The following is a 22,299-nucleotide window of genomic DNA, read 5'->3' as shown; positions in this document are numbered from 1 at the left end:
CAGGCAAAAGCGACTTTTCATTAAGCTTGTTTACCATTAGAGTATACCATTGATATTATTATGAGTTACCACAAAATTTATGCGGTTTTTACCATTTAATTTATTTATTAGAGAGGAGGAGTAATTTTGAAAAAATTGTTCCTCATTGTTATTGGATGGTTAGCTGTTGCGCTGGCTTTTGCTGGCGTCGTTCTTCCTGTTTTGCCGACTACGCCTTTCTTATTGCTGGCGGCATGGTGCTTTTCTCGTTCATCTCCACGCTTTCATCATTGGTTATTATATCGCTCTTGGTTTGGGGGGTATATCCGTCATTGGCAAAAGCACAGAGGGCTACCTAAAGGGGCAAAACCCAAAGCAATTATATTGATAATACTTACTTTTTCATTATCAATCTGGGTTGTTAGTTATGTATGGTTGAAAATTGGCTTATTGGCACTGTTGTGTTGGCTGCTTATTTTTATGTATCGACTTCCAGTTGTTGATGAACAAATTTCCACGAAAAATAAAAAAGCCTCATAAATTATGTAATGTAATTTATGAGGCGTGATAGAAGTTGCTTTGCTGACTTAGGGGTTATTCAGGAGCTCTAATATAGCGTTCGAATACATAATCTAAGTTACTGTTTAACCAGTTTTTCCCGCAAATATCCTCTTGTTCTAGAACTTGCTTAATCACTTCTGGCGTTAATAGCTGTTCAGCTTCATGGGATAACGGCCAGTAGCTAATATGCCAAGGTTCATAGGCAACCCCTGCATTTTTGGCAGTAAAAGGGCGATAAAAATCAAATGTCGCCATATTATCCGTGAGCCAGTGATTTAGTTCAGCAAGGTAGCCGCCAGTTTCATACTCCCAAGGTTCTAACTGCAATGTTTGCCCTGCTGGGATACGTAATGGGTCATACACGTCTATTTCGGTTCCCCAATGATGACGGCTTGCACCGGGTAATGCAGACCAATGCAAAATCGCCTCACAAAGCTCACCTTCAGAAAGGGCTGTAATATCTAGAGGTTGGCTCTGTGCATCAAGAACAGGGCGGAGGCCAGTGAATTTTTCATTCCAAATTAACTGTTGACGTGAAAAATCACGAAATGCACTTGCTGATTGTAACTTGAAGCCTGCTTTTACCGCTGCTTGTTGCATGGCTAAAAATGCTTTGGTGGCATTAAACTGTAGGCGATGAGAGCCGCCAAGTGTCACTAGATGGTCCGTGGAACGGCCTGTTAGCATTGCGATGGTGATCATAATAACAATAGCTCCATGACTCGCTCATAAATTAAGGCCAATTGTTGCAAGTCTTTGACACTCACGCATTCATCAACTTTATGTATGGTGGCGTTCAATGGGCCGAGCTCAATCACTTGAGTTCCCATTTGGGCGATAAAACGACCATCCGATGTTCCACCACTTGTCGATAGCTCTGCGTTAAGACCTGTCAGTTCATGAATTGCTTGCAGAGTTGCAGTGACAAGTTCTTGTTTTTCAGTCAAAAATGGCTGCCCAGATAATGACCATTCCATTTTATATGTAAGGCCATGGCGGTCTAACATATTGGTGACCCTGTCACGTATCTGTGTGTCAGTCAATTCTGTGCTGAAACGAAAATTAAATTGAATAAATAACTCTCCGGGGATCACATTACTTGCCCCAGTACCTGCATGGATATTGGCAATTTGCATGGTAGTGGCAGGGAAGAACTCATTGCCGTTATCCCAGATAGTTGAGGTGAGCTCTTGCAAAAAAGCGGTTGAGCGGTGCACCGGGTTGTCCGCTAAATGGGGATAGGCAACGTGTCCCTGTGTACCCAAAATAGTTAAGTTCGCTGTAATAGAGCCTCTACGTCCATTCTTTATGATGTCGCCTAATTGTGATTGGCTTGACGGCTCACCGACTAAACAGTAATCAACGCGCTCATTACGTGCTATTAATGTTTCAACAACTTTAACCGTGCCATCCAACGCAGCAGCTTCTTCATCAGATGTGATTAAAAAGGCCAAGCGTCCCGGATGATGAGGGTGTTTTTTGACAAAACGCTCTGCTGCGACAACCATTGCTGCGACTGAACCTTTCATATCAGCAGCACCACGGCCATATAGATGTTGATTTATAATTGTTGGGTTAAACGGCGGAGTCTGCCAATTTTCGCTATTGCCTGCCGGTACAACATCGGTATGACCTGCGAATGCAAGGGTTGGCCCCTGAGCACCTCGGTGTGCCCAAAAATTCAATGTGTCACCAAAATGCATGGGTTCAACAGTAAAACTAAGTTGGTTTAAGCGCTCGGTAAGTATTGCTTGGCAGCCTTGGTCATCGGGGCTGATAGAAGGGCGAGTAATTAATTCTTTGGCAAGCTGAATAACGGGGCAATCCATTATATCCACCTGATTATCGAATGAAGTTTTGGTAGTCATTAGCGTTAAACCCAACTAAGTATTGGTTATCTGGAGAAACAAGTACGGGCCTTTTGATCATGGCAGGCTCTGCAAGTAGTACTTTTTTTGCACTGTCTGCGTCAACAACTGCATTTTTTTCATCGTCAGTCAGTTTACGCCACGTTGTTCCCCGTTTATTGACTAACACTTCCCAATCAATATGTTCCATAAAGGTAGAAAGTAATTCATCGCTAATACCATCAACACGATAATCATGAAACTGATAGTTAACGCCATTATCTTCTAAGTAACGGCGTGCTTTTTTAATGGTGTCACAGTTTTTAATTCCGTACATGATATAAGGAGAGTTAGATGTATTTGGCATATGATTTTCCTCAAAAAAACTAGCGATAATCCTTACATAATGAGGCAAAAATCACTTGGGATCTAGCCCAAACTTGAGAAATATATAATAACCTTATAATTAAAAACTATGTGACTTAGCCTCGATAATTAATATATTAAAAAAATCATCTTGAGCGCATATAAATTAAACTAGCTTCTAGACGAGAGCGAACGCGTAACTTTTTAAGAATATTTCGAATGTGAACTTTAACGGTTTCCTCAGAAATAAAAAGCAAATTAGATATTTCACGATTTTTCAAGCCGACAGCCAGTTCATGTAAAATTTCAGATTCTCGTTTCGTCAGTACTGATAGCGGATCATTATAATTATGACGTGAAATAAGATGTTGATATATTTTTTCACTAAAAACTAATTGCCCTCTAGAGGCCTTCTTCATGCTATAAAATAGCATGTCAAGTTCACTGCTTTTCAATAAATAACCTTGTGCACCTGCATCAATAGCACCATATATATCTGTTTTAATTGTTGATGCAGATAACACTAGTAAGTAACTGTCATTGCAGTGTTTACGAAGTAATCGCATAGTTTCAAATGTTTTAATACCTTGAATATTGGTATCGATGATAATGAGATTAGGCTGTAGGTGCCTTGCGATACTTAAGGCTTCGTAACAACAAGAGCACTCTGCTGTGACACTAAAGTGTGTATCTGTATTTATGAGCTGACGCAATCCCAAGCGTATAATAGGGTGCTCATCAATAATCATTACTGTATATTTAGACATAGAGGGTTCCTTTTTTATGTCTCAAACGTCAAAGTCTAGTTAAGTATTCCCCATAAAATAGACAATCTGATTTCAATATGTTTATTATATTTAATAAGTATATTAATAATTATAAAACTAGTTTGGTATATTATTAATGTTACTTCTTTAATTAATTTGAATAGCTATGCTAATAAAATAAGGTGTTTATCGATAATACATTAAAATCAGAAAATTCATATCTAATATTTAAATTAAAATTAAAAATAAGTGATTTTGAAACGGAATTACACAGTGTTGTTAGGTAATTAATTATTTATATATATTACCATCATGAAATTAACTATAAATTATTTTAGTTTTATTTTTAATAATTAAAACGGTGTTGCGATATAATCAAAGCGATTACGTTTTACTCTAATAGTGGCCTAACTCTATTGTCACTGAAAGGCTGTAACTGAAAGATTTTTCTGGAAATTGCAGGTATGATCATGATTTGCTAGTGAGATGTGTTTATACTGTTATCGCTCTTACCTTACTTATTTTGAAAGGACTTGACGATGGATGATAAATTAAAACAAAGTGCTCTTGATTTTCATGAGTTTCCACATCCTGGGAAAATTACGGTTACCCCAACTAAACCCCTAACAACCCAGAGAGATCTCGCATTAGCATACTCACCAGGTGTTGCAGTGCCATGTCTTGAAATTGCAGATGACCCACTTAAAGCTTATCGTTACACGGCTAAAGGTAACCTTGTCGGGGTGGTGTCTAATGGTACTGCTGTTCTTGGGTTAGGTAATATCGGTGCTTTGGCTGGTAAGCCCGTCATGGAAGGGAAAGGTGTACTATTTAAAAAGTTTTCTGGTGTTGATGTCTTTGATATTGAAGTTGATGAAACCGATCCAGACAAGCTCGTGGATATCATAGCATCCCTTGAGCCGACTTTTGGCGGTATTAACTTAGAAGATATCAAAGCACCAGAATGCTTTTATATTGAACAAAAACTCCGTGAGCGGATGAAAATTCCTGTATTCCATGATGACCAACACGGAACGGCGATCATCTGTACTGCCGCTGTCATTAATGGGTTACGGATTGTTAAAAAAGAGATTGGTGATGTTCGCCTAGTCGTTTCTGGCGCAGGGGCAGCATCAATCGCTTGTATGAATCTATTAGTCGCGTTAGGGTTGAAACGCGAACATATCACCGTCTGTGATTCCAAAGGGGTGATTTATAAAGGCCGTGACGAGCGCATGGATGTGACTAAAGCCGCGTATGCAATTGAAGATAACGGTCAACGTACTTTAGCGGATGCTATTCCTAATGCAGATATTTTCTTAGGTTGTTCAGGTCCTCGCCTTTTAACGCCAGAAATGGTGAAAACCATGGCAAAAGATCCACTGATCTTAGCATTGGCTAACCCTGAACCTGAAATATTGCCACCGTTAGCGAAAGAAGTTCGTCCTGATGCCATCATTTGTACCGGTCGCTCTGATTACCCAAATCAGGTTAATAACGTGTTATGTTTCCCATTCATTTTCCGTGGTGCGTTAGATGTCGGTGCAACAACGATAAATGAAGAGATGAAACTGGCTTGTGTGTACGCCATTGCAGATTTGGCATTGGCAGAACAAAGCGAAGAAGTGGCTTCAGCGTATGGCAATCAAGATCTATTCTTTGGCCCTGAGTATATTATTCCGAAACCATTTGACCCACGTTTGATTGTTAAAATTGCACCGGCTGTGGCAAAAGCGGCAATGGACTCAGGGGTAGCAACACGTCCAATTGAAGATTTCGATGCTTATATCGAAAAATTGAACCAATTTGTTTATAAAACAAACTTATTTATGAAGCCTATTTTCTCCCAAGCGAAGACTGCGAAAAAACGCATTGTTTTAGCCGAAGGGGAAGAAGAACGTGTATTACATGCCACTCAAGAGCTGGTTTCTTTAGGTTTAGCTTTCCCAGTCTTAGTTGGGCGTCCAAGTGTGATTGAAATGCGTATTCAAAAACTTGGCCTACATATTGAGTTAGGTAAAGATTTTGAAGTGGTCAATAATGAAAATGACCCGCGTTATAAAGAGTATTGGCAAGAATATTACCAAATCATGAAACGTCGTGGTGTTTCCCAAGAAATGGCGCGCCGTGCAGTGATTAATAACCCAACCTTAATTGGTGGGATCATGGTGTTACGTGGCGAAGCTGACGGGATGATTTGTGGTACTGTCGGAAGTTATGGCGAACACTACGAAGTGGTTAAAGAACTGTTTGGTTTCCGCGAAGGTGTTCACACCGCTGGTGCAATGAACGCATTATTACTGCCAACGGGGAATACATTCATTGCAGACACTTATGTCAATGAAGACCCTTCACCGGAAGAGCTAACTGAAATCACGTTAATGGCAGCGGATACGGTAAGACGCTTTGGTATTGAACCGAAAGTCGCGCTGTTATCGCGTTCTAGCTTTGGCTCTTCAGATTGCTCATCAGCACAAAAAATGCGTGATACGTTATCGATGATTAAAGCACGTGACCCACATCTTGAAATTGACGGCGAAATGCATGCGGATGCCGCATTAATTGAGTCTATCCGTAAAGATGTGATGCCAGATAGCCCATTAAAAGGTTCAGCAAATTTATTAATAATGCCAAATATGGAAGCGGCACGTATTAGTTATAACTTACTGCGTGTGACTAGCTCTGATGGTGTGACTGTCGGGCCGGTGTTGATGGGGGTTGCGAAACCTGTGCATATTTTGACACCAATTGCGTCGGTACGCCGTATCGTGAATATGGTTGCTTTAGCGGTTGTTGAGGCTCAAACAAATCCTCTCTAACGGTTAATATTAGTTAATCCCTTTTAAAGGCTTCTATGGTTTCATAGTGGCCTTTTTTATTGAAAATGATTCTCATTATCTGTATCTTGTGGGTTTGACTACACAAGACGGAAAGCATAATGATTTCAATTAGATTGACCTCTCGAATAGCCACTTTGATGGTTGGGTTATTCTTTCTTACTGGTTGTACACAAAAAGTTGAACCGACAACCGTACAATTAGATAATCAACTAACAGTTAGTAACCAAATTATTGACTTAGCAACAGGTAAGTCTTTAACTCCTCAACAATTAATTGAGCAGCTTGCTCAATCTCCACGTGTGATCGTGGGAGAAAAGCATGATAACCACTATCACCACCAAATTGAGCAGTGGCTTGTACAAGAAATGCCAAAAATACGTCCTCAAGGCGCGGTTCTACTCGAAATGCTGACACCTTCACAGCAAAAGGGCGTGAGCCGTGTACAGGCACAGATGCAAAGTAACCCCTATATTCGTGATGAAAAGTTACAGTCTGCCTTAAATTGGAATAGCGGCTGGCCTTGGGAACAATATGGGTCTTTAATCCGCCATTTGCTGAGCTCACCTTATCCACTATTGTCTGCAAATTTAGACAAAGAAGAGGTGCTTGCCGCCTATGCTAACCCGTCATCGATAGCGGGGCAGTATTCTACTCAGCCTATTGTTCAAGAACTTATCAGCAAAACGATTGAAAGTTCTCATGGTGGGGAGCTTACAGCGGAACAAGTTATAAAAATGACGTTCGTACAGCAGCTGCGTGACCGTCGTATGGCAGAGTCGTTATTAAATGCGCCTACACCAGCGCTTCTGTTCGCAGGTGGCTACCATGCAACAAGAGCTATTGGTGTCCCCTTGCATGTGCAAGATCTCGCCCCTGATGAACCAATGAAAGTGTTAATTATTTCGGAAAGAGGGGAAGAAATAGACCACTTACATGCGGATTTTGTGTGGTACACACCTAAATGATGACTAAATAATAGCAACCTAATGATTTCAAAAAAGTTAATTTTGTGAAGTAATCTTTATTTTCATTAAGAAATGATTTCCATTTTCATTTGTTATTAATTATCATTTGCGTTTATGTGAGAATACGTAAGTATGAAAGATAAAAATGAGTATAACAACATTTGAAAATGAGTATTTAAAGCGAACGACAAAGATGAGTGGTTGGCTCGCATTGGCAATCGCTCTTCATGTTGTGGTTGTTGGCATGTATTTATGGGTAACTCACAATCAACAATGGGAAGAGTTATTGCCACCGCCATCCGTGGTCATGGAAATTTCGATTGAGTCGCAAGCGGTGCAATTGACAGAAGCTAACATTGGTCAGTTACAAGAGTTGTCTGTGGCGAGTCAAGTTCATGAGGCACCGTCTGAAGATAAAATTATCCCACCCCTAGCAGTCAATGAGCAGGCAGAAGTGCAAGTGGCTAAGGCGGTGAGTAAACAGCGAACAGTTGAAGTCAAAAAACAAAAACATGAAAAGCAGGTGGTTGAACAAAAACAAGCGACTGATTCAAAAGCCAATGATGCTCCTGTCACCAGTGATGCAGCAGCACCATTACAGACGCAGAAAATTGCTGCAGAATTTAATAGCCAGTCACAATCGATAGAGAACGCGAAAAGGCTGTGGGAAGCTCAAGTATTGGGAAAACTAAATAAATACAAGCGGTTCCCTGAAGATGCCGTAAGGCGAGGGCGAGTTGGTCAATCAACCGTGACATTCACGGTTGACCCACAAGGTTTTTTACTTGGTAGCGACTTGGTGAGTTCATCTGGAACGCGATCTTTGGACAGAGAAGCGTTGCAGGTGCTCTCAAGGGCAGCACCGTTACCTGAACCACCGGCCGAAATTTTAATTAATGGGCGGGTAACGGTCAGGATCCCTATTGATTTTACTCTTAATGAAAAATAGATTGGATTAATTATGCGTAATAAACTCACTGAGTTTTGTCTTATTACATTACTTGGTTTATATGCAGCCACTAGTGCTGCGGAGGAAAGAATGTCAGCACCAATAGCACAAAAGCAACCTCATACCATTACCACTCACGGAGATGTCCGTGTTGACAACTATTACTGGTTAAGAGATGACCAGCGTGAGTCTCCCGAAGTTATCGAATATTTAACGCAAGAAAATAATTATACGCAGCAACAACTTGAAAAAGGTGAGCCGTTAAAAAAAGAAATTTACGATGAACTATTTTCGCGTATGAAGCAGGATGATGAATCAGTTCCTTATAATTATAATGGTTATACTTACCGCTCACGAGTGGTTGCAGGTAAAAACTACTCTATATATGAAAGACGCCCGGTAAATAGCCAGGGTGAATGGGCTGTATTAGTTGATGGTAATGAACGTGCAGAAGGCACTGAATATTATCGTATGGGCGCATTAGCGATTTCGCCAGATAATACCACGCTTGCCATCGCTGAAGATCGCCAAGGGCGTAATGAATTTGTCGTGTCATTTCGCAAAATTGATGAGAGCGAGTGGCAAGAAAATGTGTTAACCAATACATCAGGTAATATTGTTTGGGCCAATGACAACCAAACGCTATTCTATGTGAATAAGGACAAGCAAACATTGCTTCCTTATCAAGTCGTTAGGCACCAATATGGCACACAGCAAACTCAAGACAAACTGGTGTACGAAGAAAAGGATGATACTTTTTACGTTAGTTTATCGAAATCAACTTCAAAAGATTTTATTTTAATTGGTATCACGAGTACTGAAACCTCTGAATATCGGTTAATTGATGCAAACAAGCCACAAAATGACGCTAAAATCTTAAAACCTCGTCAAACAGGTGTTGAGTACTATCCTGATCATTTCAACGGTAAATTCTATATTCGTTCTAATCACCAGCACCCATTATTTGGTTTATATATTGCAGACAATATTTCAGCTCCGTGGGCAAGTTTTATAGCAGCACGTGATGGGGTTGACCTTGAAGGTTTTGCTTTATTTAATAATTGGCTAGTGATAGAAGAGCGCCAAAATGGCTTAGTAAATATTCGCCAAATCAGCTGGTTAACGCATAAAGAAAATCAAGTAAGCTTTGATGACCCAACGTATATGGCATGGATTAGTAATAACCCTGAGCCTGATACAGACATATTACGCTACGGCTATTCATCAATGACCACACCGTCTTCAGTATATGAAATTAATATGCTGACTCAAGAAAAACAGCTTTTAAAACAAGAAGAAGTTAAAGATTTTAATAAGCAAAACTACCAAAGTGAGCGTATTTGGGTTACTGCACAAGATGGAGTAAAAGTTCCGGTTTCCTTGGTTTATCGTAAAGATCTTTTCAAAAATGGCCAAAACCCATTGTTAGTCTATGGTTATGGCGCTTATGGATATGGTATTGACCCTTCATTTAGCTCATCTCGTTTGTCTTTACTGGATCGTGGCTTTGTTTACGCGATTGCTCATATTCGTGGTGGTGGTGACTTAGGTAAAAATTGGTACATACAAGGCAAAACAATCCACAAGATGAATACTTTTACTGACTTTATTGATGCAACCAAAGGGTTATTATCAGAAGGTTATGGTAAAGCAGGGCATGTGTATGCCATGGGCGGAAGTGCTGGTGGGCTATTAATGGGCGCTGTAGTGAACATGGCACCTGATTTATACGAGGGTGTTGTTTCCGCTGTTCCATTTGTTGATGTGGTGACCACAATGTTAGACCCGTCAATCCCATTGACCACTGGGGAGTATGATGAGTGGGGTAACCCTGAGAATGAAGAGGACTACTGGCGAATTAAAGCGTATAGCCCTTATGACAATATCAAAGCACAGCATTATCCGCACATATTAGTGACGACAGGGCTACATGACTCACAAGTTCAATATTGGGAACCTGCAAAATGGGTGGCTAAATTGCGGGATATTAAACAAGGCAATTCATTATTATTATTAGAAACGAATATGAATGCAGGGCATGGTGGTAAATCGGGCCGCTTTAATGCGTTAGATGATATTGCTCAAGAATATAGTTTTATTCTTATGCTTGAAAATAAAGATAAATATTTTCCTTATTTAAAATAATAATTAGCCTATAAAATTGAGGTTATTTCAGGTCAGCAACAATATTAATGACATTGTTGCTGAGCCTTTTCACAGGCTTTATTTGCCCTGTGTTAGCAGTGTGAGCGTATGACACACAGTACGTTTACAGGAATGGTTTAATGAATAATAAAACAATAATTATGGTAGCTGGCTTTATTGCCACTGGCTACCAAGGGATTGCTTTGGCTGAAAATACACAGCAGCAAAATAAGCAGAAAGAGGGTGTGGTTAATTTTAGCCAATTAAAAGTTTCAGGTGCACAAAAACAAACACCATTAGTCAAGGCATTGGAAAAACCGGGGGCTTACAGTGCGGTGGGTACAGAAAATAAATTGCAGTCGATGGATAAAATAATCCGCACCATGCCAGGGACTTATACGCAAATGGATGCTAGCCAAGGAACGGTTAACGTGAATATTCGCGGGTTAAGTGGTTTTGGTCGCGTGAATATGATGGTTGATGGTATCACTCAAAGTTATTATGGTAATTCCCCAAGTAAGTACACACACGGGATGCAGCCAAGTAATGATTTTGGCTCATTAATAGATCCTAACTTTATAGTGTCGGTAGAAGTAGAAAAAGGACAGCTAAATGGCAGTAATAGTGTCAACGCCTTAGCGGGGAGTGCAAATTTCCGCACTATCGGTATTGATGATGTCATTTTCAATAACAACTTATATGGCCTACGTAGTAAGGCCAGTTGGGGAGATAATGGTCTCGGTTATAATGGCATGGTTGCAGTTGCAGGAAAGACATTATTACAAGATGATGGCTATTTTGGCGGTTTAATTGCGGTTAGTGGCCATAATATTCCTGGTAGTTATAAGAATGGTGATGGGTTTGATAGTGATGAATTTGCCACAGACCCATCATTTAAACAAAAACCACAATCCCAATTAGCCAAACTGAAATATAAACCTAATGACAGTCATGAATTAGAATTTAGTGGCCGTTTCTTACAAAATAAGTTAACTAGCAGAAAGATTAATAGTGATGACTATTACCTTAAATATAAATACACCCCATTAAATGAATTAATTGATGTGGAAATATTGGCAAGCCATGGAAATAATCAGCAGAAACTCCAAGGTGATCCCGTTGGTGGCGCGTACAGAGATGCCATATCTAAAAATAAATCAGATAGTATAAATTTATCCAATACTAGCCATTTTTCTTATGGCGACGTGGATTATAAATGGCAAGTTGGTTCGAAATTAATGAAAACCAAGTACAGTAAGGAAGCTCAATCTGTTGAAGACCCAAACACCCAGAAAAATAATCCATTTGCACCAAGCGGAACACAAGATATTGCCAGTGTATATACTCAGTTTGAAGCGAAATACGATATCTACACAGCGATATTTGACCTTAATTACCTCAATTATAGTGTGAAAGGCTATAAACCTGAGTGTGATGCAACAGAGAAATGTTTTCCTCAAGAAGCCAGTAATCTGAATATTAAAGATAGCGGAATTAACCCTGGAATATTATTATCCGCACAACTCATTCCTGAATTCCAACCCTTTGTTAGCTATGCTCATTCAATGCGAGCACCAAATTCACAAGAAGCTTTTTTCTCCTCAAATGGTGGCCAGACTATGAATCCATTTCTTAAGGGGGAAAAATCGAAAACTTGGCAGGTTGGCTTTAATAGCTTAAAACCTGATTTAGTGGTGGAGGGTGACCAATTTAACCTGAAAGCATTGTGGTTTCATACTCAGGTTAAAGACTACATCACGAGTAAAGCTTTCATTCTTTGTCGTTCCAATCCACGGGATGAATTTGATTGGTGTTTAGTCAATGATGATGTATGGGATAAAGAGAATCCACCCATGTTTCAGCGAGCAGAAATGTATGTGAATGACCACCGAAATGTGAATCTACGAGGGTATGAACTGCAAGCCAATTATGATGCAGGTGTATTTTACTCAATGATTTCTGTAGCGCGGCGAAATCATTTGCACTAATTGGCGAGCAATTTTGCATTAAAGGATAGATATATAATTGCTAGGTTTTGCACTGTGCGGAATTGATAGAAATAAACAAAATTAAAAACTTGGCAAGCCGCAAGGCTTGCCGTGGATATTATGGTTTTTCTGGCCAATCGATATCTGGTGCAAGTGAAGTATCGATATCAGCAACATTGATGCTATAAATTTCCCATTGTTTTAGTAGCTCTCTCTCCTCATCTGTCACCATTTCTAAGCGCACTTTACGCTCAAGCATTAAGATATTTTGCTCTACCTCTTCTAAGCGTTGTGCCTTTTCCTGCTCGGCCTGTGCAACCAATGCCGCTTTTTGGGCTTCGGTATCAGTAACCCATTTTTTGCCATTCCACTTATCAAATTCAGTTTTCGGCTCTAAAAGAGTCAGTGTATCGGGCAAATCGCCAATGAAATCAATTTCAATCGGTTGGCGGGTTTCTGTGCTGTACGCTGTTTTACCTCGGTTATCTGTTACGATTTCCCATTTTGCTCCATCTTCACTACGCACAACTGCGAAACCCGCTTTTGTCGGTAATTCGGGCGCGTCGATATAAGCACCAGCGGACACGCTCACATCAAAATAAATATTTTCCATGCTCGCGTTTAAATATTCGCGCGTGTGTGGGTCTGCAATATAAACTTTAATCCAACCCGCTTTTGTTGCTAAACCATTGTCGCCAATTTCGGCTTGTTCAACCTCTAAATTATAGTTTTTCATTATGCTGCTCTCACGATATATAAAAATGCAATGTTGCGTGGACGGTTTTCATTTGCTGTTGGTACAACCCTTGATGCGGCGAAATCCATTATTGCATGCGAACCCGCACCACTTGGTGTTACACCATTCTCTTCTTGATATGAAGAACGAATTGCCCCAGTACCTGTGTTTTGGTTTGAGTTTGATTTGAAGGATTTACCTAATGAACCTGTAATATCTCTGATCGCATCACCTTGACTTGATAATATGTTTCGACCAGCGTCAATATTCCGACCAGCATCAAGACCACGAAGGAATTCTCCTCGTAAATCAGGTAAAACCCCTGTTGGGTATGCTTTTGCTAAAAGTGGATAGGTTGTTTTATTGAATGATTGTCCATTGCAAACTAAAAAACCTGACGGAGCGGTAGCTTGAGTCCATGGAATAGGTGCACCCACGGGATAGTCGCTTAATCCTACTGTCCCTAACGTTTTTAAACCCCCATTGTGATCCTCGGTCACATTGAATCCAGTGTATACTTTTGCGTATTCCCAGTTTTCAGTCGTACCATTCCCTGATGTTGAAAAACCAACACACAGGTCTTTTCCTCTGACTTTATAAGCAAGCTCAAACCCACGCTTAGCGCTATAATCATTTATTCTTGTAATAATTACAGTGCCATCAATCAGTGAAGAATAAGGCGACTCAGATTTACTCATCTGCACTGAACCACGAAAACCAATATCGTACTGTGCTTTAGTGACTGTTAAGGATGGAGTGCTGCCGATATCGGCAAATAAACCATTTTCACCCTTACTGATTTTTCCTGCCAACGAGGCATTGACTTCATCCTTGCTGTATAAGCTTAAATTATTCCTTGCATCACTGGCGTTTTTTGCTCCCGTTCCGCCACACTCAACAGGTATCAAGCAGTTACCGATTCGACCTGTGCTATCAACAGAAAATGTTATTTTATTTGTGTTGAGGTTTTTTACTGAAATCCATCCAGTATTACCTAAGTCGAATGAAGAATTATTATTTGGCGTTTTAATGGAAACATCTGTGCCGCTTATGGTAAATCTATTTCCATCCGCATAATTTCCGGTTGGTTGTTTCTTGCCTAACTCAGTAGCCAGTAAATTCAAACTAGGAACTTTGTCATTATCATTGCCTAGAACACCTGAAATACTCGCTTTGTCAATTTTCTTATTAAGGCCATTATCAACATAAGCGGTCGAGGCATAATTACCGCTACCAATGATTTGACTGATTGCTTCTGCAAGCTGATTAGTCTTTTTAGGGTCGGGTTGAATGCCTGCTTTAGCTAGTACATTTTTGAGTTCTAATTGAGTATCACGCGTGGCTGCCTGTACGTTATTGAGCCACAGTGCGGTGACAATTGTACCTAATTGCCCCGTGGTAGGGTCACCATCATGAAAGGCGCTGTCTGGGGTATTAATGGGGGGCATTAAGTCCTGCATATCAAGACTCCTGATAAGTAAAATAACAGAATGTATGCGCGGGTTTTAAGTCATTAAAGACCGTTTCAATGACTGAATCCGCCCAAAATGAAAGGCGCTCTCCTGCAATGGAGCCACCTGCACGAAAGCGGTAAAATTGTGCTTTTGAACCAAAAATATTGACGACCCATACCCATAAAATACCAGGATGCGTTAACCTATCACCTGCGCGGCTTACCCCTGCTTGAAAGGGATCTAATTCATCAATGGTAATGTCATAACCGAGCTTTTTCGCCAGTTGAACAAAATAAGGGATGGATAGGCCGCCTGTTTCAGCGAGCTTGACGAGAACCAACTCAAGGCGCTGCTGATAACTTAATTTGGCATCGGGCGTTAAGTCTAAAACCCGTTCCCAATCAGGAAGCAGGCTTTCAGCAAAATATGGCGTAACACCATTTCGGGCACGGTCAGCACTTTCTAGGGTGAGATCAAACCGTTTTGTTTCAGCGTCGAGCTCAGCATCCAGTCTAGGCGCATCCAGTGAATAACTAACAGGGGGTAAGAGCTGCATTAATAACGATTTCATTGCGGTAACCTCACCACAATATTGCCTGGTCGTAACCATTCAAGGTGCGTTTCATCGACCAGTGCGATCACATTACCCGTAGGCTTGATAATGACACGGTCAGTAATGCCTGGTATTAATGAAATAGCCGTTTCTACCTCACTCCGAATTAAACGCTGACCAGGCGCAATGCGGCTCATTACGGCTTGAATTTCGCTATCAACTTGCGCAATAGCTGCTTCTAAGCTGATGCCTTCGAGGGTGACCTCAACCTCAAAATCAACGTTTCGTAGTGTCGGTGCGAGCACATAGGAATTTTTGGCCGTGACGGGTCGAACATCATCAATATGCGCTTGAGCGGCTTCGATAATGTCACGAGAAGGCAGGCCATCAGCAGAGGTGATCGCAATATCAACCGTTCCCAAGCCACGACGCAACGGATAAACAAACGCATTCGTCACGCCAGGCACTTCTAGTGCCCAGCGGCGATAGTCGTATTTATTGCCCCCTGCGGGTGGGCGTCGAATAATATCGAGTAAACGGGCTAATAGACTCGCGTCAGTCTCGATATCTGTACCACCTGAAAGCTGATTAATTGCGACTAAACTGTTAACGCCCATTGGGGCATTGACCAGTTCGCCCGTGGTGGGCTTGGATAAATTACTGATTGTGCCTGATTGGCTGGCTTGGATAGTGACGGTGGCCTGCGCATTTTCAGGTAGAGTGACCTCAGCGGTTGTAAAACAAGAAACATTATCGCCTCTAATTTGACTCCCCGCAGGCAATACCGCGCCTTTTGAGCCTGTGATCACGGCGATCCCTTTTGCTGTTGTTGCAGGTTTACGGGTTAAATTCCGTGTCCGAGCATGAAGTTCTAAATAGTCGCTATCCGCTGTATCAGGAAAGATTTGGCGCACAATCCAGCTTTGATGCTGATAAATTCCTTCAACAACGCTAGCAACGGAAGAAGCACGCACAAAATAATCGCTATCCGTGCCAATATCCGCATCGGGAAGCTGATTTTTGAGGTCATTGAGTAAGGTATCGCGGATTTGCTCAAATGTAGGCGTAATAAACATTAGGCAATCCTCACGGTATGTTTAAAGTTTTGAGTTTGGTTACCTGCATCGATGATCTCAATCCACAATACTGCCCGTTTTAGGCCATCACGATGGACGGTCACCTGAATTGAAAGCGCACGGCCATCATCAAGTAAGGGCTGCAACGCTTGCTCAGCATATTGACGAGCGAGCACATACACGCGAGAAACATCTTTTTCACGCGTCAATTCATGTAATCGGGAACCCAAGGAACGGTCAGCCCACCAACTGCCGAGCGGAGTCATTAGACGCAAGTAAACGGCATTAGAGAGGGTATTGGTTCGGGTTCCAGCGTAATCGCCAGTTGATGTATCGAGTGCTCTGTCCATGCTGCGCAGTATCGCAGCATGGGTAAATGATTAGTGTGTGAAGAGGTTCAGCACTTTATATGAGGGGAGTTAGGGTTTTGCGGTGCCAGTATCAGCGCCATTATTACCATTTGGATGTTTATGGCCTGTCAGAGAAATGTCACCTGCTTGAACATCACCGTCAGTTTGATAGTTCCCAGACGTCTGCGTGATATTACCCTCAAAGTTAGCGCCTTTACCACCTTTAATTGCCATACCGCCATTGCCCGTGATTTGTTTCATGGCGGTTAGCTGCTCACTGGTGGTGACCATGGGGGTGTTAAAATCGGCTTTTTCTTCCGCATTCACTTCATACTGTTTGCAATTAACCCGATAAAGGTCGCATTCAACATCAATAATACGTCCGCGCTTTAACACAATTTTAGCCCCTTCGTCGGTGTACAAGGCTACTTCGCCCGATTCCAGCCCTGCAAGGCGATAAGCGCCATGTTCAGTAGCAATGACAATACCGTGAGAGGAACGACCACCTAATGGCAGTATAATCGCTTCTGTGCCTGGTAGAGGGCGAGAAGTAAACCCATAATGTTGAAAGATTTCCTGCCCTTGTAATGATTCACCCGATAAACCTTCACCTTGCATGGTTTGGACTTTACCTTCACTATCCGTGGCATTTAATACCGCCCTAAACGCCATTCGAATGCCGTTTAATGCTTGGTTAATGCGTTGATTAATTTGGTTCCACATAACCCCCCCCTTACTGACCTGCTTGTGCGGGTAGGTCAACAGGTTTAATCTGGTCTTTTCCTTTCTTTTTACTGCCTTTTTTACCTTTTTTCTGTTTCGGGAAAGCATCGGGTATCCAGACAGCATCTTCTTTAAAGCGCAATTGCGTTACTGCACCGCCTGGGCGACCACCGATAAACGTGCGCCCCATTAAAAAGAAAATATCATCAATACCGTGTAACTCACTTTGAATGTGGACTCGTTGCCCTGGTGTCCATAGCTCACCATTCGGGGTGCGGTGACCATACACCTCCGCTACAATATCAAGACCTGATAAGCGGGCATCGGCCATGGCTTTTTTGGCACGGTATTGGAGCTGCTCTTGATTATCAACATCGCCCGAGGTCAGAATTTGCGGGCGATAATACGGTACAGTTGGGTCGGTCACTTTTATTTTTAAACTATGCTGACCAGATGCACTCGAAACGGCCGCCGTGTCATCTTCTGCCGCATCATATGTGACTGTATATGCCTTGGGTGTTTTATCATTGGGGTCAGGTAATGGCACAGGTTTAATCGGTAATTTTTTATTGCTGGTCGTGGTTGCATGGCTTTGAGCCAATACCATTAACTCTGAAAAACAGCCTTGAATATTGCGGCTATCGGACAGTGATATCAGGTTATTACCTTGCCCGTCACGGCGCATAATGAGGTCTGCAACAGGCGGTTGATTATAATCAGGCCCACCTATAACCAAGGTTCCATCTGGATCGAACCACGGGTGTAAACCGCGACCTGCCGCCGCTTTCATGAGTGAATCCCACGCACGTTCGCCAGGCTCAATATGCACGCGGTCGTTACGGGTGACTCCATCGGCTTGAATACGGATTTTTTTAATCCCTAATGGCCGTACAATGCTGGCAATCACCTCATCGAGACTCAATTGACGAGCGCTAAAGATAGGTGCAGCGCAATCGACTAAAATCGCGGAATCATCACGACCCGATAGGCTTAATGTCACACCACGACGGGAAACATCACGCGCCACAGTATCAACACGGCCTGATAACACCACATCATCATTAATTTTCACTTTAACGGGCGCACCTCTTACCGCATCCGCAGGAAAATTACCCTCGGGTAACCCAAGGGATAATTGCCAGGCATCGGCCGCTTTTAAAAAATCACTGTCAATACGGTAAGTTTGCCAATCACTGTGTGATGTGCCCCCAATTAACAGGGTGATTTTATCTTTTAACTCGGTATTATCGGGCGTAGGCATTGATGATATCTCCGACTTGTAGAAAGTTTGGATTGCGAACCTGTGGATTTAAACGGTGCAGTTCGGTAGCACGACGATAATCGCCATACCAAGTGTGCGCGAGTAAATGAAAGTTAGCAGGCGCAGTGAGGGTCTTACGGGTCAATGGTGGGCGTTTCTCAATAACACGTAATCCCAAAGTTTGTACGCCTAGTGCAACTTCTTTGAGGGATGACACGACGCCTTGCCACAATAAACCGATAGGCTCAGCATCAGAGCTGACCGATTGTGTGCGAGGTTGGTAATCCGTGCGTAACGTAATGATAGCCTGTAATGCTAACGTCCTTACCTCATTGACCATCAACTCAATATCAGCGGGTGACATTTGGTTAGGCTGTACAGTGTCAGCAAGCACTTGCGTGGTAATTGCTGCAATTTCAGCTACGGCCATCACTTGATACAGCACCACCAAATCCTGCACATCAGCAGGCTGCGCATTGCTTGGCATGGGGACGGTGGCCGCGCGTTCCTCTTGCACTAATGCAACAGGTAAACTGACCAATTCATCAACCACTGCAACACTATCACTCCACGCCGATAATAACGTGGTCGCATTTACCCCTTGCTCTACGTTGACGGTTTGTGAAGCGTTGGGAAGATAGCCATTTTGGGGCGTATTTGAAGCCATAAACGGCGAACTGTAGCCTTTATAGCTATTGGATTGCTTTGTATTAATCACTCCAGGGAATTTTAAATTAAGCAAATCGCCTACGGCACTGGTGCGAACGTCTAAAACTGATTGCAAATCATTAATAAAGGCACGCGGATAACTGAGATAATTCACGCCGTCACTGAATGCGCCATTAAAATCACCGCGCATGATAATTAACGTATTCATCATGCCTGATAACGCCGCTTTACCTTTTGCGAGATACCGAACACCCTTATTTACAGGAGCCATAACCTGTTCAAACAGGTCACTCATGCGCTCGGAAAGCTGATTAATTTTGTCAAAAATATCATCACCAAGCTGCTCAGGGTGCGCCTGTGCGAGTTGTGTACCTGTGTTCGCTTCTAGGAAAACCAACTCTAGGCTACAGCTATCCACATTTTCAGCCTCATGACCGATACTGTACTCAATGCATTGAGCCTGCGGAATAGAGCCGTGGACAGGATGAATTAACTCGCCTTTACCTGGCTCATCAAGCACCGCAATGAGGTTATCCATATCACGTTTATAATTGTCACCCCAAAATACGGCACTGATGCGAAAATTACGCGGTTTGCGCCCCAAATCCATGACATCACCGCCATCAATAAAGGGGTATTCATGGGTTGCAACCTCACGGGATATGCTGTCTTTGGTGTTATACACATCAAAGGTCACCCCTCGAAATGAGGCGTTTTGTAAATCAGTTTGCCAACTCATGGGAACATGCCTCCCGTGGTGCGACCCGCATCTTGACCATTAACACGGTTGACCGACTCAGCCACTTGCTGGCCGTCGAGTTCAACCACGCTGCGTACTTCAATAACGGGGGGTGGCGGTGGGTTTTTAAGAGCTTGTGTTAAATCGAGTAAAGGTTGAAGCACACCAGATTTTTCAAGGGTGTCAAAGGTGATCACATCTTTATCGATGGCTCGCTCATTCTTAATAAAAGGTGACGCGGATTCCCCCGTTAAGTATGGGCTAACTTTGATTGGATTATCTTCTAAACGTTGATCACGTTTTTGTAGCCAAATATCGATACCCGCAGGTAAATAAGGATATTTCGAACCCTCTAAACCTTCATCTGCGAACTGCTTTGCATGTTTATCTTGCAGTGATTTTAAATTTTCTTTAACAATATCACTATTTTCTATATCAATTATTGCAGTTGCATAAGTTCCAAATTTAGCCAATAAGCTTTTATCTTGAGAATTAAAACCACTCTCTCGCCAGTTGGTAACATGCACAGGAAGCCCACCTGTTCCCGCGCCACCAATAGGATTAAACATGCCAGGCTTAGGTGTTCCTTTGCCACCTAAAACCCCGCCCAAGCCTGACCCTCCACCAAATAAAAATTTCAATGCAGCAAAAGCAACAGCGGCTTGCGTCATGGCTTCAATAGCCGTTTTAGCTCCCATAGCTGCGGTCGTTAAGGTAGGAAATTCTTTGCTAAAATCAGTAAACTTATCCGCTAATGTACCAAGTGCATCAGATACTGGTTTGGCTGAATCCATTTCTGCAAATTGTTTAGCATTGCCAGCTTGATCTGTTTTAAATTGATTACCCGCAGAGATTACCGCAAATTGAATATCACCTTCACCTTGACCTTCGCCTTTATTTTTTTGTTCTAATACTTTTTGTTTTACTTCATTTCTATACTCACTTTGGCCTTTTAAGCCGATAACAGCCATCAGTGTGCCCTGATCTCCTATTAATTGACCAATAGCGGAACCTTCAGCTATTTTAGCCATTGCAGCTAATGTCCTTTGGTGTTCAGGGTCATTCTGATCTGTTTTATTTAATTTATCTTGCAGTGCTTTATATTTGGGATTATTAGCAGCTATTTTGTCAGTAAGACCAATAAAAGCATCAATTGGATCAATACCTTTTTCTCTCGCATTAATAAGTGTTCCTGACAGGTCAATACCATAACCATCTACTTTAATTCTCTCAGCCGCAGTGCCTAATTCTCGACTATTTAATTTGAGCAGAAAGTTCATTAAGTTATTACCTGCTTGGTCATTTGTGCCAGCTGTTGAAACTACGGCTTGGTTAGCAGCGACAATTGATGCAAAGTCATCGAGTCCATTCATACCTACACTATTTGCAGCCGATAGTTGCTGTGCTAACCATTTAGCCATATCAGGTAATTCAAAAGCACCTTCTTGGCCACCTTTAAGCGCCATATCTAAAGCAGTTTTAATATCTTTTGGATCACTAATACCAAAGTTCTTTTTTAATGCAGCAGAAACGGCGGCTAAATCTAAACTTTGAACACCTGATGCAGTGCTATATTTTTGAATTAATGGAAGAAGTCCATTGATTTCCTTATCAGTAAAAATCCCTTCTGATAGCAATTTACTTAATACCTCCGCAGCCTCATCAATTGAGCCTCCGCCTTCAGCGACAGATTTTCGGATAAGCGCATCAAGGTTTTTCATTCCTTCTTGTCTACCAGCAGCATCACGGTCACTGAATGCGGTATTACTCATATAGGCTAATCGTTGCTCATAGCTCATCTGCTTTTTAACTGGCTCAGCATAAGCCATACCCCCCGCAATCATCGCTCCACCGATTTGAGTCAAGCTACCACCAATATCAGATAAGCGAGCCAGTTTATTCATACCTTGCATTTCGGTTTTTAGCTCACCTACACGTTGTCGCATACGTGAATAAGCACGGGATTGCTCATCAATGGAGAGTGTGCCACTACGGGCAAGGCGGTTATAAGCTGCGACTGTTTGTTGAATTTCGCGCTGTATGGCGCGTTCAGCTCTAACCCCTAGCGTTTCACGGGCACGGTTTTGACGTCTGACTTCTTCCCCTAATGCCCGATTTTGGCGTATGCCTTCTTCGGCGGTGGTGCGTTGGCGCTTACCGAGTTTTTCTTGCGCTTTTTCAGCGTTCTGGCTCTCTTTGGTGCTATCGCGCATCAATTTTGTGATCACTTTGGATGCCGCATCACGCGCAGACAACACCATTGATAACTTAAATTCTTTCGCCATGATTAACCTCGTTTGGATTTTTGCTTACGTTGACGGCGGGACTTGA

The 22,299-nt window shown here is 42.1% G+C and carries 18 protein-coding genes and 1 pseudogene; 6 read left to right on the top strand and 13 right to left on the bottom strand.

All coding sequences use genetic code 11. The features are described from left to right. The first annotated feature begins 126 nt into the window (after positions 1-126). Entirely contained in the window at positions 127-519 is a 393-nt protein-coding gene (locus CYG50_RS10100; RefSeq protein ID WP_102139840.1) for a DUF454 family protein, read from the top strand. Between the two features lie 54 nt (positions 520-573). Here CYG50_RS10100 and CYG50_RS10095 read toward each other — a convergent pair whose 3' ends face one another. From CYG50_RS10095 to CYG50_RS10080, 4 genes are all read right to left on the bottom strand, one after another. Continuing rightward, complete coding sequence (locus CYG50_RS10095) at positions 574-1,242, bottom strand: M15 family metallopeptidase (protein WP_102139841.1); 669 nt, start codon at positions 1,240-1,242, stop codon at positions 574-576. Further along, the gene (gene dapE / locus CYG50_RS10090) at positions 1,239-2,369 is read right to left on the bottom strand and encodes a succinyl-diaminopimelate desuccinylase (RefSeq protein ID WP_102139842.1); all 1,131 of its coding nucleotides are present in this window, start codon (positions 2,367-2,369) and stop codon (positions 1,239-1,241) included. The genes CYG50_RS10095 and dapE overlap by 4 nt, the downstream gene beginning before the upstream one ends. A 13-nt stretch (positions 2,370-2,382) precedes the next feature. Continuing rightward, positions 2,383-2,754 (bottom strand): ArsC family reductase, encoded by a 372-nt coding sequence (locus CYG50_RS10085; RefSeq protein WP_168222845.1) that lies wholly within the window; start codon positions 2,752-2,754, stop codon positions 2,383-2,385. A 145-nt stretch (positions 2,755-2,899) separates the two neighbouring features. Then, the gene (locus tag CYG50_RS10080; protein ID WP_102139843.1) at positions 2,900-3,520 is read right to left on the bottom strand and encodes a LuxR C-terminal-related transcriptional regulator; all 621 of its coding nucleotides are present in this window, start codon (positions 3,518-3,520) and stop codon (positions 2,900-2,902) included. A gap of 539 nt (positions 3,521-4,059) precedes the next feature. On the opposite strand from CYG50_RS10080, the gene maeB reads away from it, so the two are divergent. The 5 genes and pseudogenes from maeB to CYG50_RS10055 form a co-directional block, all read left to right on the top strand. After that, the gene (maeB, locus tag CYG50_RS10075; RefSeq protein ID WP_102139844.1) at positions 4,060-6,339 is read left to right on the top strand and encodes an NADP-dependent oxaloacetate-decarboxylating malate dehydrogenase; all 2,280 of its coding nucleotides are present in this window, start codon (positions 4,060-4,062) and stop codon (positions 6,337-6,339) included. 119 nt (positions 6,340-6,458) lie between these two features. Beyond that, positions 6,459-7,325 carry a ChaN family lipoprotein gene (locus tag CYG50_RS10070; RefSeq protein ID WP_168222844.1) on the top strand — a complete coding sequence of 289 codons (867 nt, stop codon included), beginning with the start codon at positions 6,459-6,461 and terminating at the stop codon, positions 7,323-7,325. A 145-nt stretch (positions 7,326-7,470) separates the two neighbouring features. Continuing rightward, on the top strand, positions 7,471-8,274 hold the full coding sequence (locus CYG50_RS10065; protein WP_102139845.1) for an energy transducer TonB: 804 nt from the start codon (positions 7,471-7,473) through the stop codon (positions 8,272-8,274). A 12-nt stretch (positions 8,275-8,286) separates the two neighbouring features. Next, complete coding sequence (locus tag CYG50_RS10060) at positions 8,287-10,419, top strand: S9 family peptidase (protein ID WP_102139846.1); 2,133 nt, start codon at positions 8,287-8,289, stop codon at positions 10,417-10,419. 140 nt (positions 10,420-10,559) lie between these two features. Beyond that, positions 10,560-12,395, top strand: a pseudogene (locus CYG50_RS10055) (TonB-dependent receptor domain-containing protein); the annotation flags it as partial. Positions 12,396-12,525: 130 nt separating this feature from the next. On the opposite strand, the gene CYG50_RS10050 reads toward CYG50_RS10055, so the two are convergent. From CYG50_RS10050 to CYG50_RS10010, 9 genes are all read right to left on the bottom strand, one after another. Then, on the bottom strand, positions 12,526-13,143 hold the full coding sequence (locus tag CYG50_RS10050; RefSeq protein WP_102140723.1) for a tail fiber assembly protein: 618 nt from the start codon (positions 13,141-13,143) through the stop codon (positions 12,526-12,528). After that, positions 13,143-14,603: a phage tail protein gene (locus tag CYG50_RS23080; RefSeq protein ID WP_238706837.1), complete on the bottom strand. Its 1,461-nt coding sequence runs from the start codon at positions 14,601-14,603 to the stop codon at positions 13,143-13,145. Before CYG50_RS23080 ends, CYG50_RS10050 begins: the two co-directional genes overlap by 1 nt. 1 nt (position 14,604) lies before the next feature. After that, positions 14,605-15,168 carry a YmfQ family protein gene (locus tag CYG50_RS10040; RefSeq protein WP_102140724.1) on the bottom strand — a complete coding sequence of 188 codons (564 nt, stop codon included), beginning with the start codon at positions 15,166-15,168 and terminating at the stop codon, positions 14,605-14,607. Then, the gene (locus tag CYG50_RS10035) at positions 15,165-16,226 is read right to left on the bottom strand and encodes a baseplate J/gp47 family protein (protein WP_102140725.1); all 1,062 of its coding nucleotides are present in this window, start codon (positions 16,224-16,226) and stop codon (positions 15,165-15,167) included. Before CYG50_RS10035 ends, CYG50_RS10040 begins: the two co-directional genes overlap by 4 nt. Further along, positions 16,226-16,576 carry a phage GP46 family protein gene (locus tag CYG50_RS10030; RefSeq protein WP_102140726.1) on the bottom strand — a complete coding sequence of 117 codons (351 nt, stop codon included), beginning with the start codon at positions 16,574-16,576 and terminating at the stop codon, positions 16,226-16,228. Before CYG50_RS10030 ends, CYG50_RS10035 begins: the two co-directional genes overlap by 1 nt. 69 nt (positions 16,577-16,645) lie before the next feature. Then, complete coding sequence (locus CYG50_RS10025) at positions 16,646-17,299, bottom strand: phage baseplate assembly protein V (RefSeq protein ID WP_102140727.1); 654 nt, start codon at positions 17,297-17,299, stop codon at positions 16,646-16,648. Positions 17,300-17,309: 10 nt separating this feature from the next. After that, entirely contained in the window at positions 17,310-18,560 is a 1,251-nt protein-coding gene (locus tag CYG50_RS10020; RefSeq protein WP_102140728.1) for a phage baseplate assembly protein, read from the bottom strand. Further along, complete coding sequence (locus tag CYG50_RS10015; RefSeq protein WP_116068676.1) at positions 18,544-19,968, bottom strand: DNA circularization protein; 1,425 nt, start codon at positions 19,966-19,968, stop codon at positions 18,544-18,546. The genes CYG50_RS10020 and CYG50_RS10015 overlap by 17 nt, the downstream gene beginning before the upstream one ends. Then, positions 19,965-22,253, bottom strand: a complete 2,289-nt coding sequence (locus CYG50_RS10010; protein WP_102140777.1) for a phage tail tape measure protein — start codon at positions 22,251-22,253, stop codon at positions 19,965-19,967. Before CYG50_RS10010 ends, CYG50_RS10015 begins: the two co-directional genes overlap by 4 nt. Positions 22,254-22,299 lie beyond the last annotated feature (46 nt).

Source organism: Providencia huaxiensis, assembly GCF_002843235.3.
GTDB lineage: Bacteria > Pseudomonadota > Gammaproteobacteria > Enterobacterales > Enterobacteriaceae > Providencia > Providencia huaxiensis.
The sequence above is the reverse complement of the archived record's forward strand: the minus strand, read 5'-3'. Positions and strand labels throughout refer to the sequence as shown.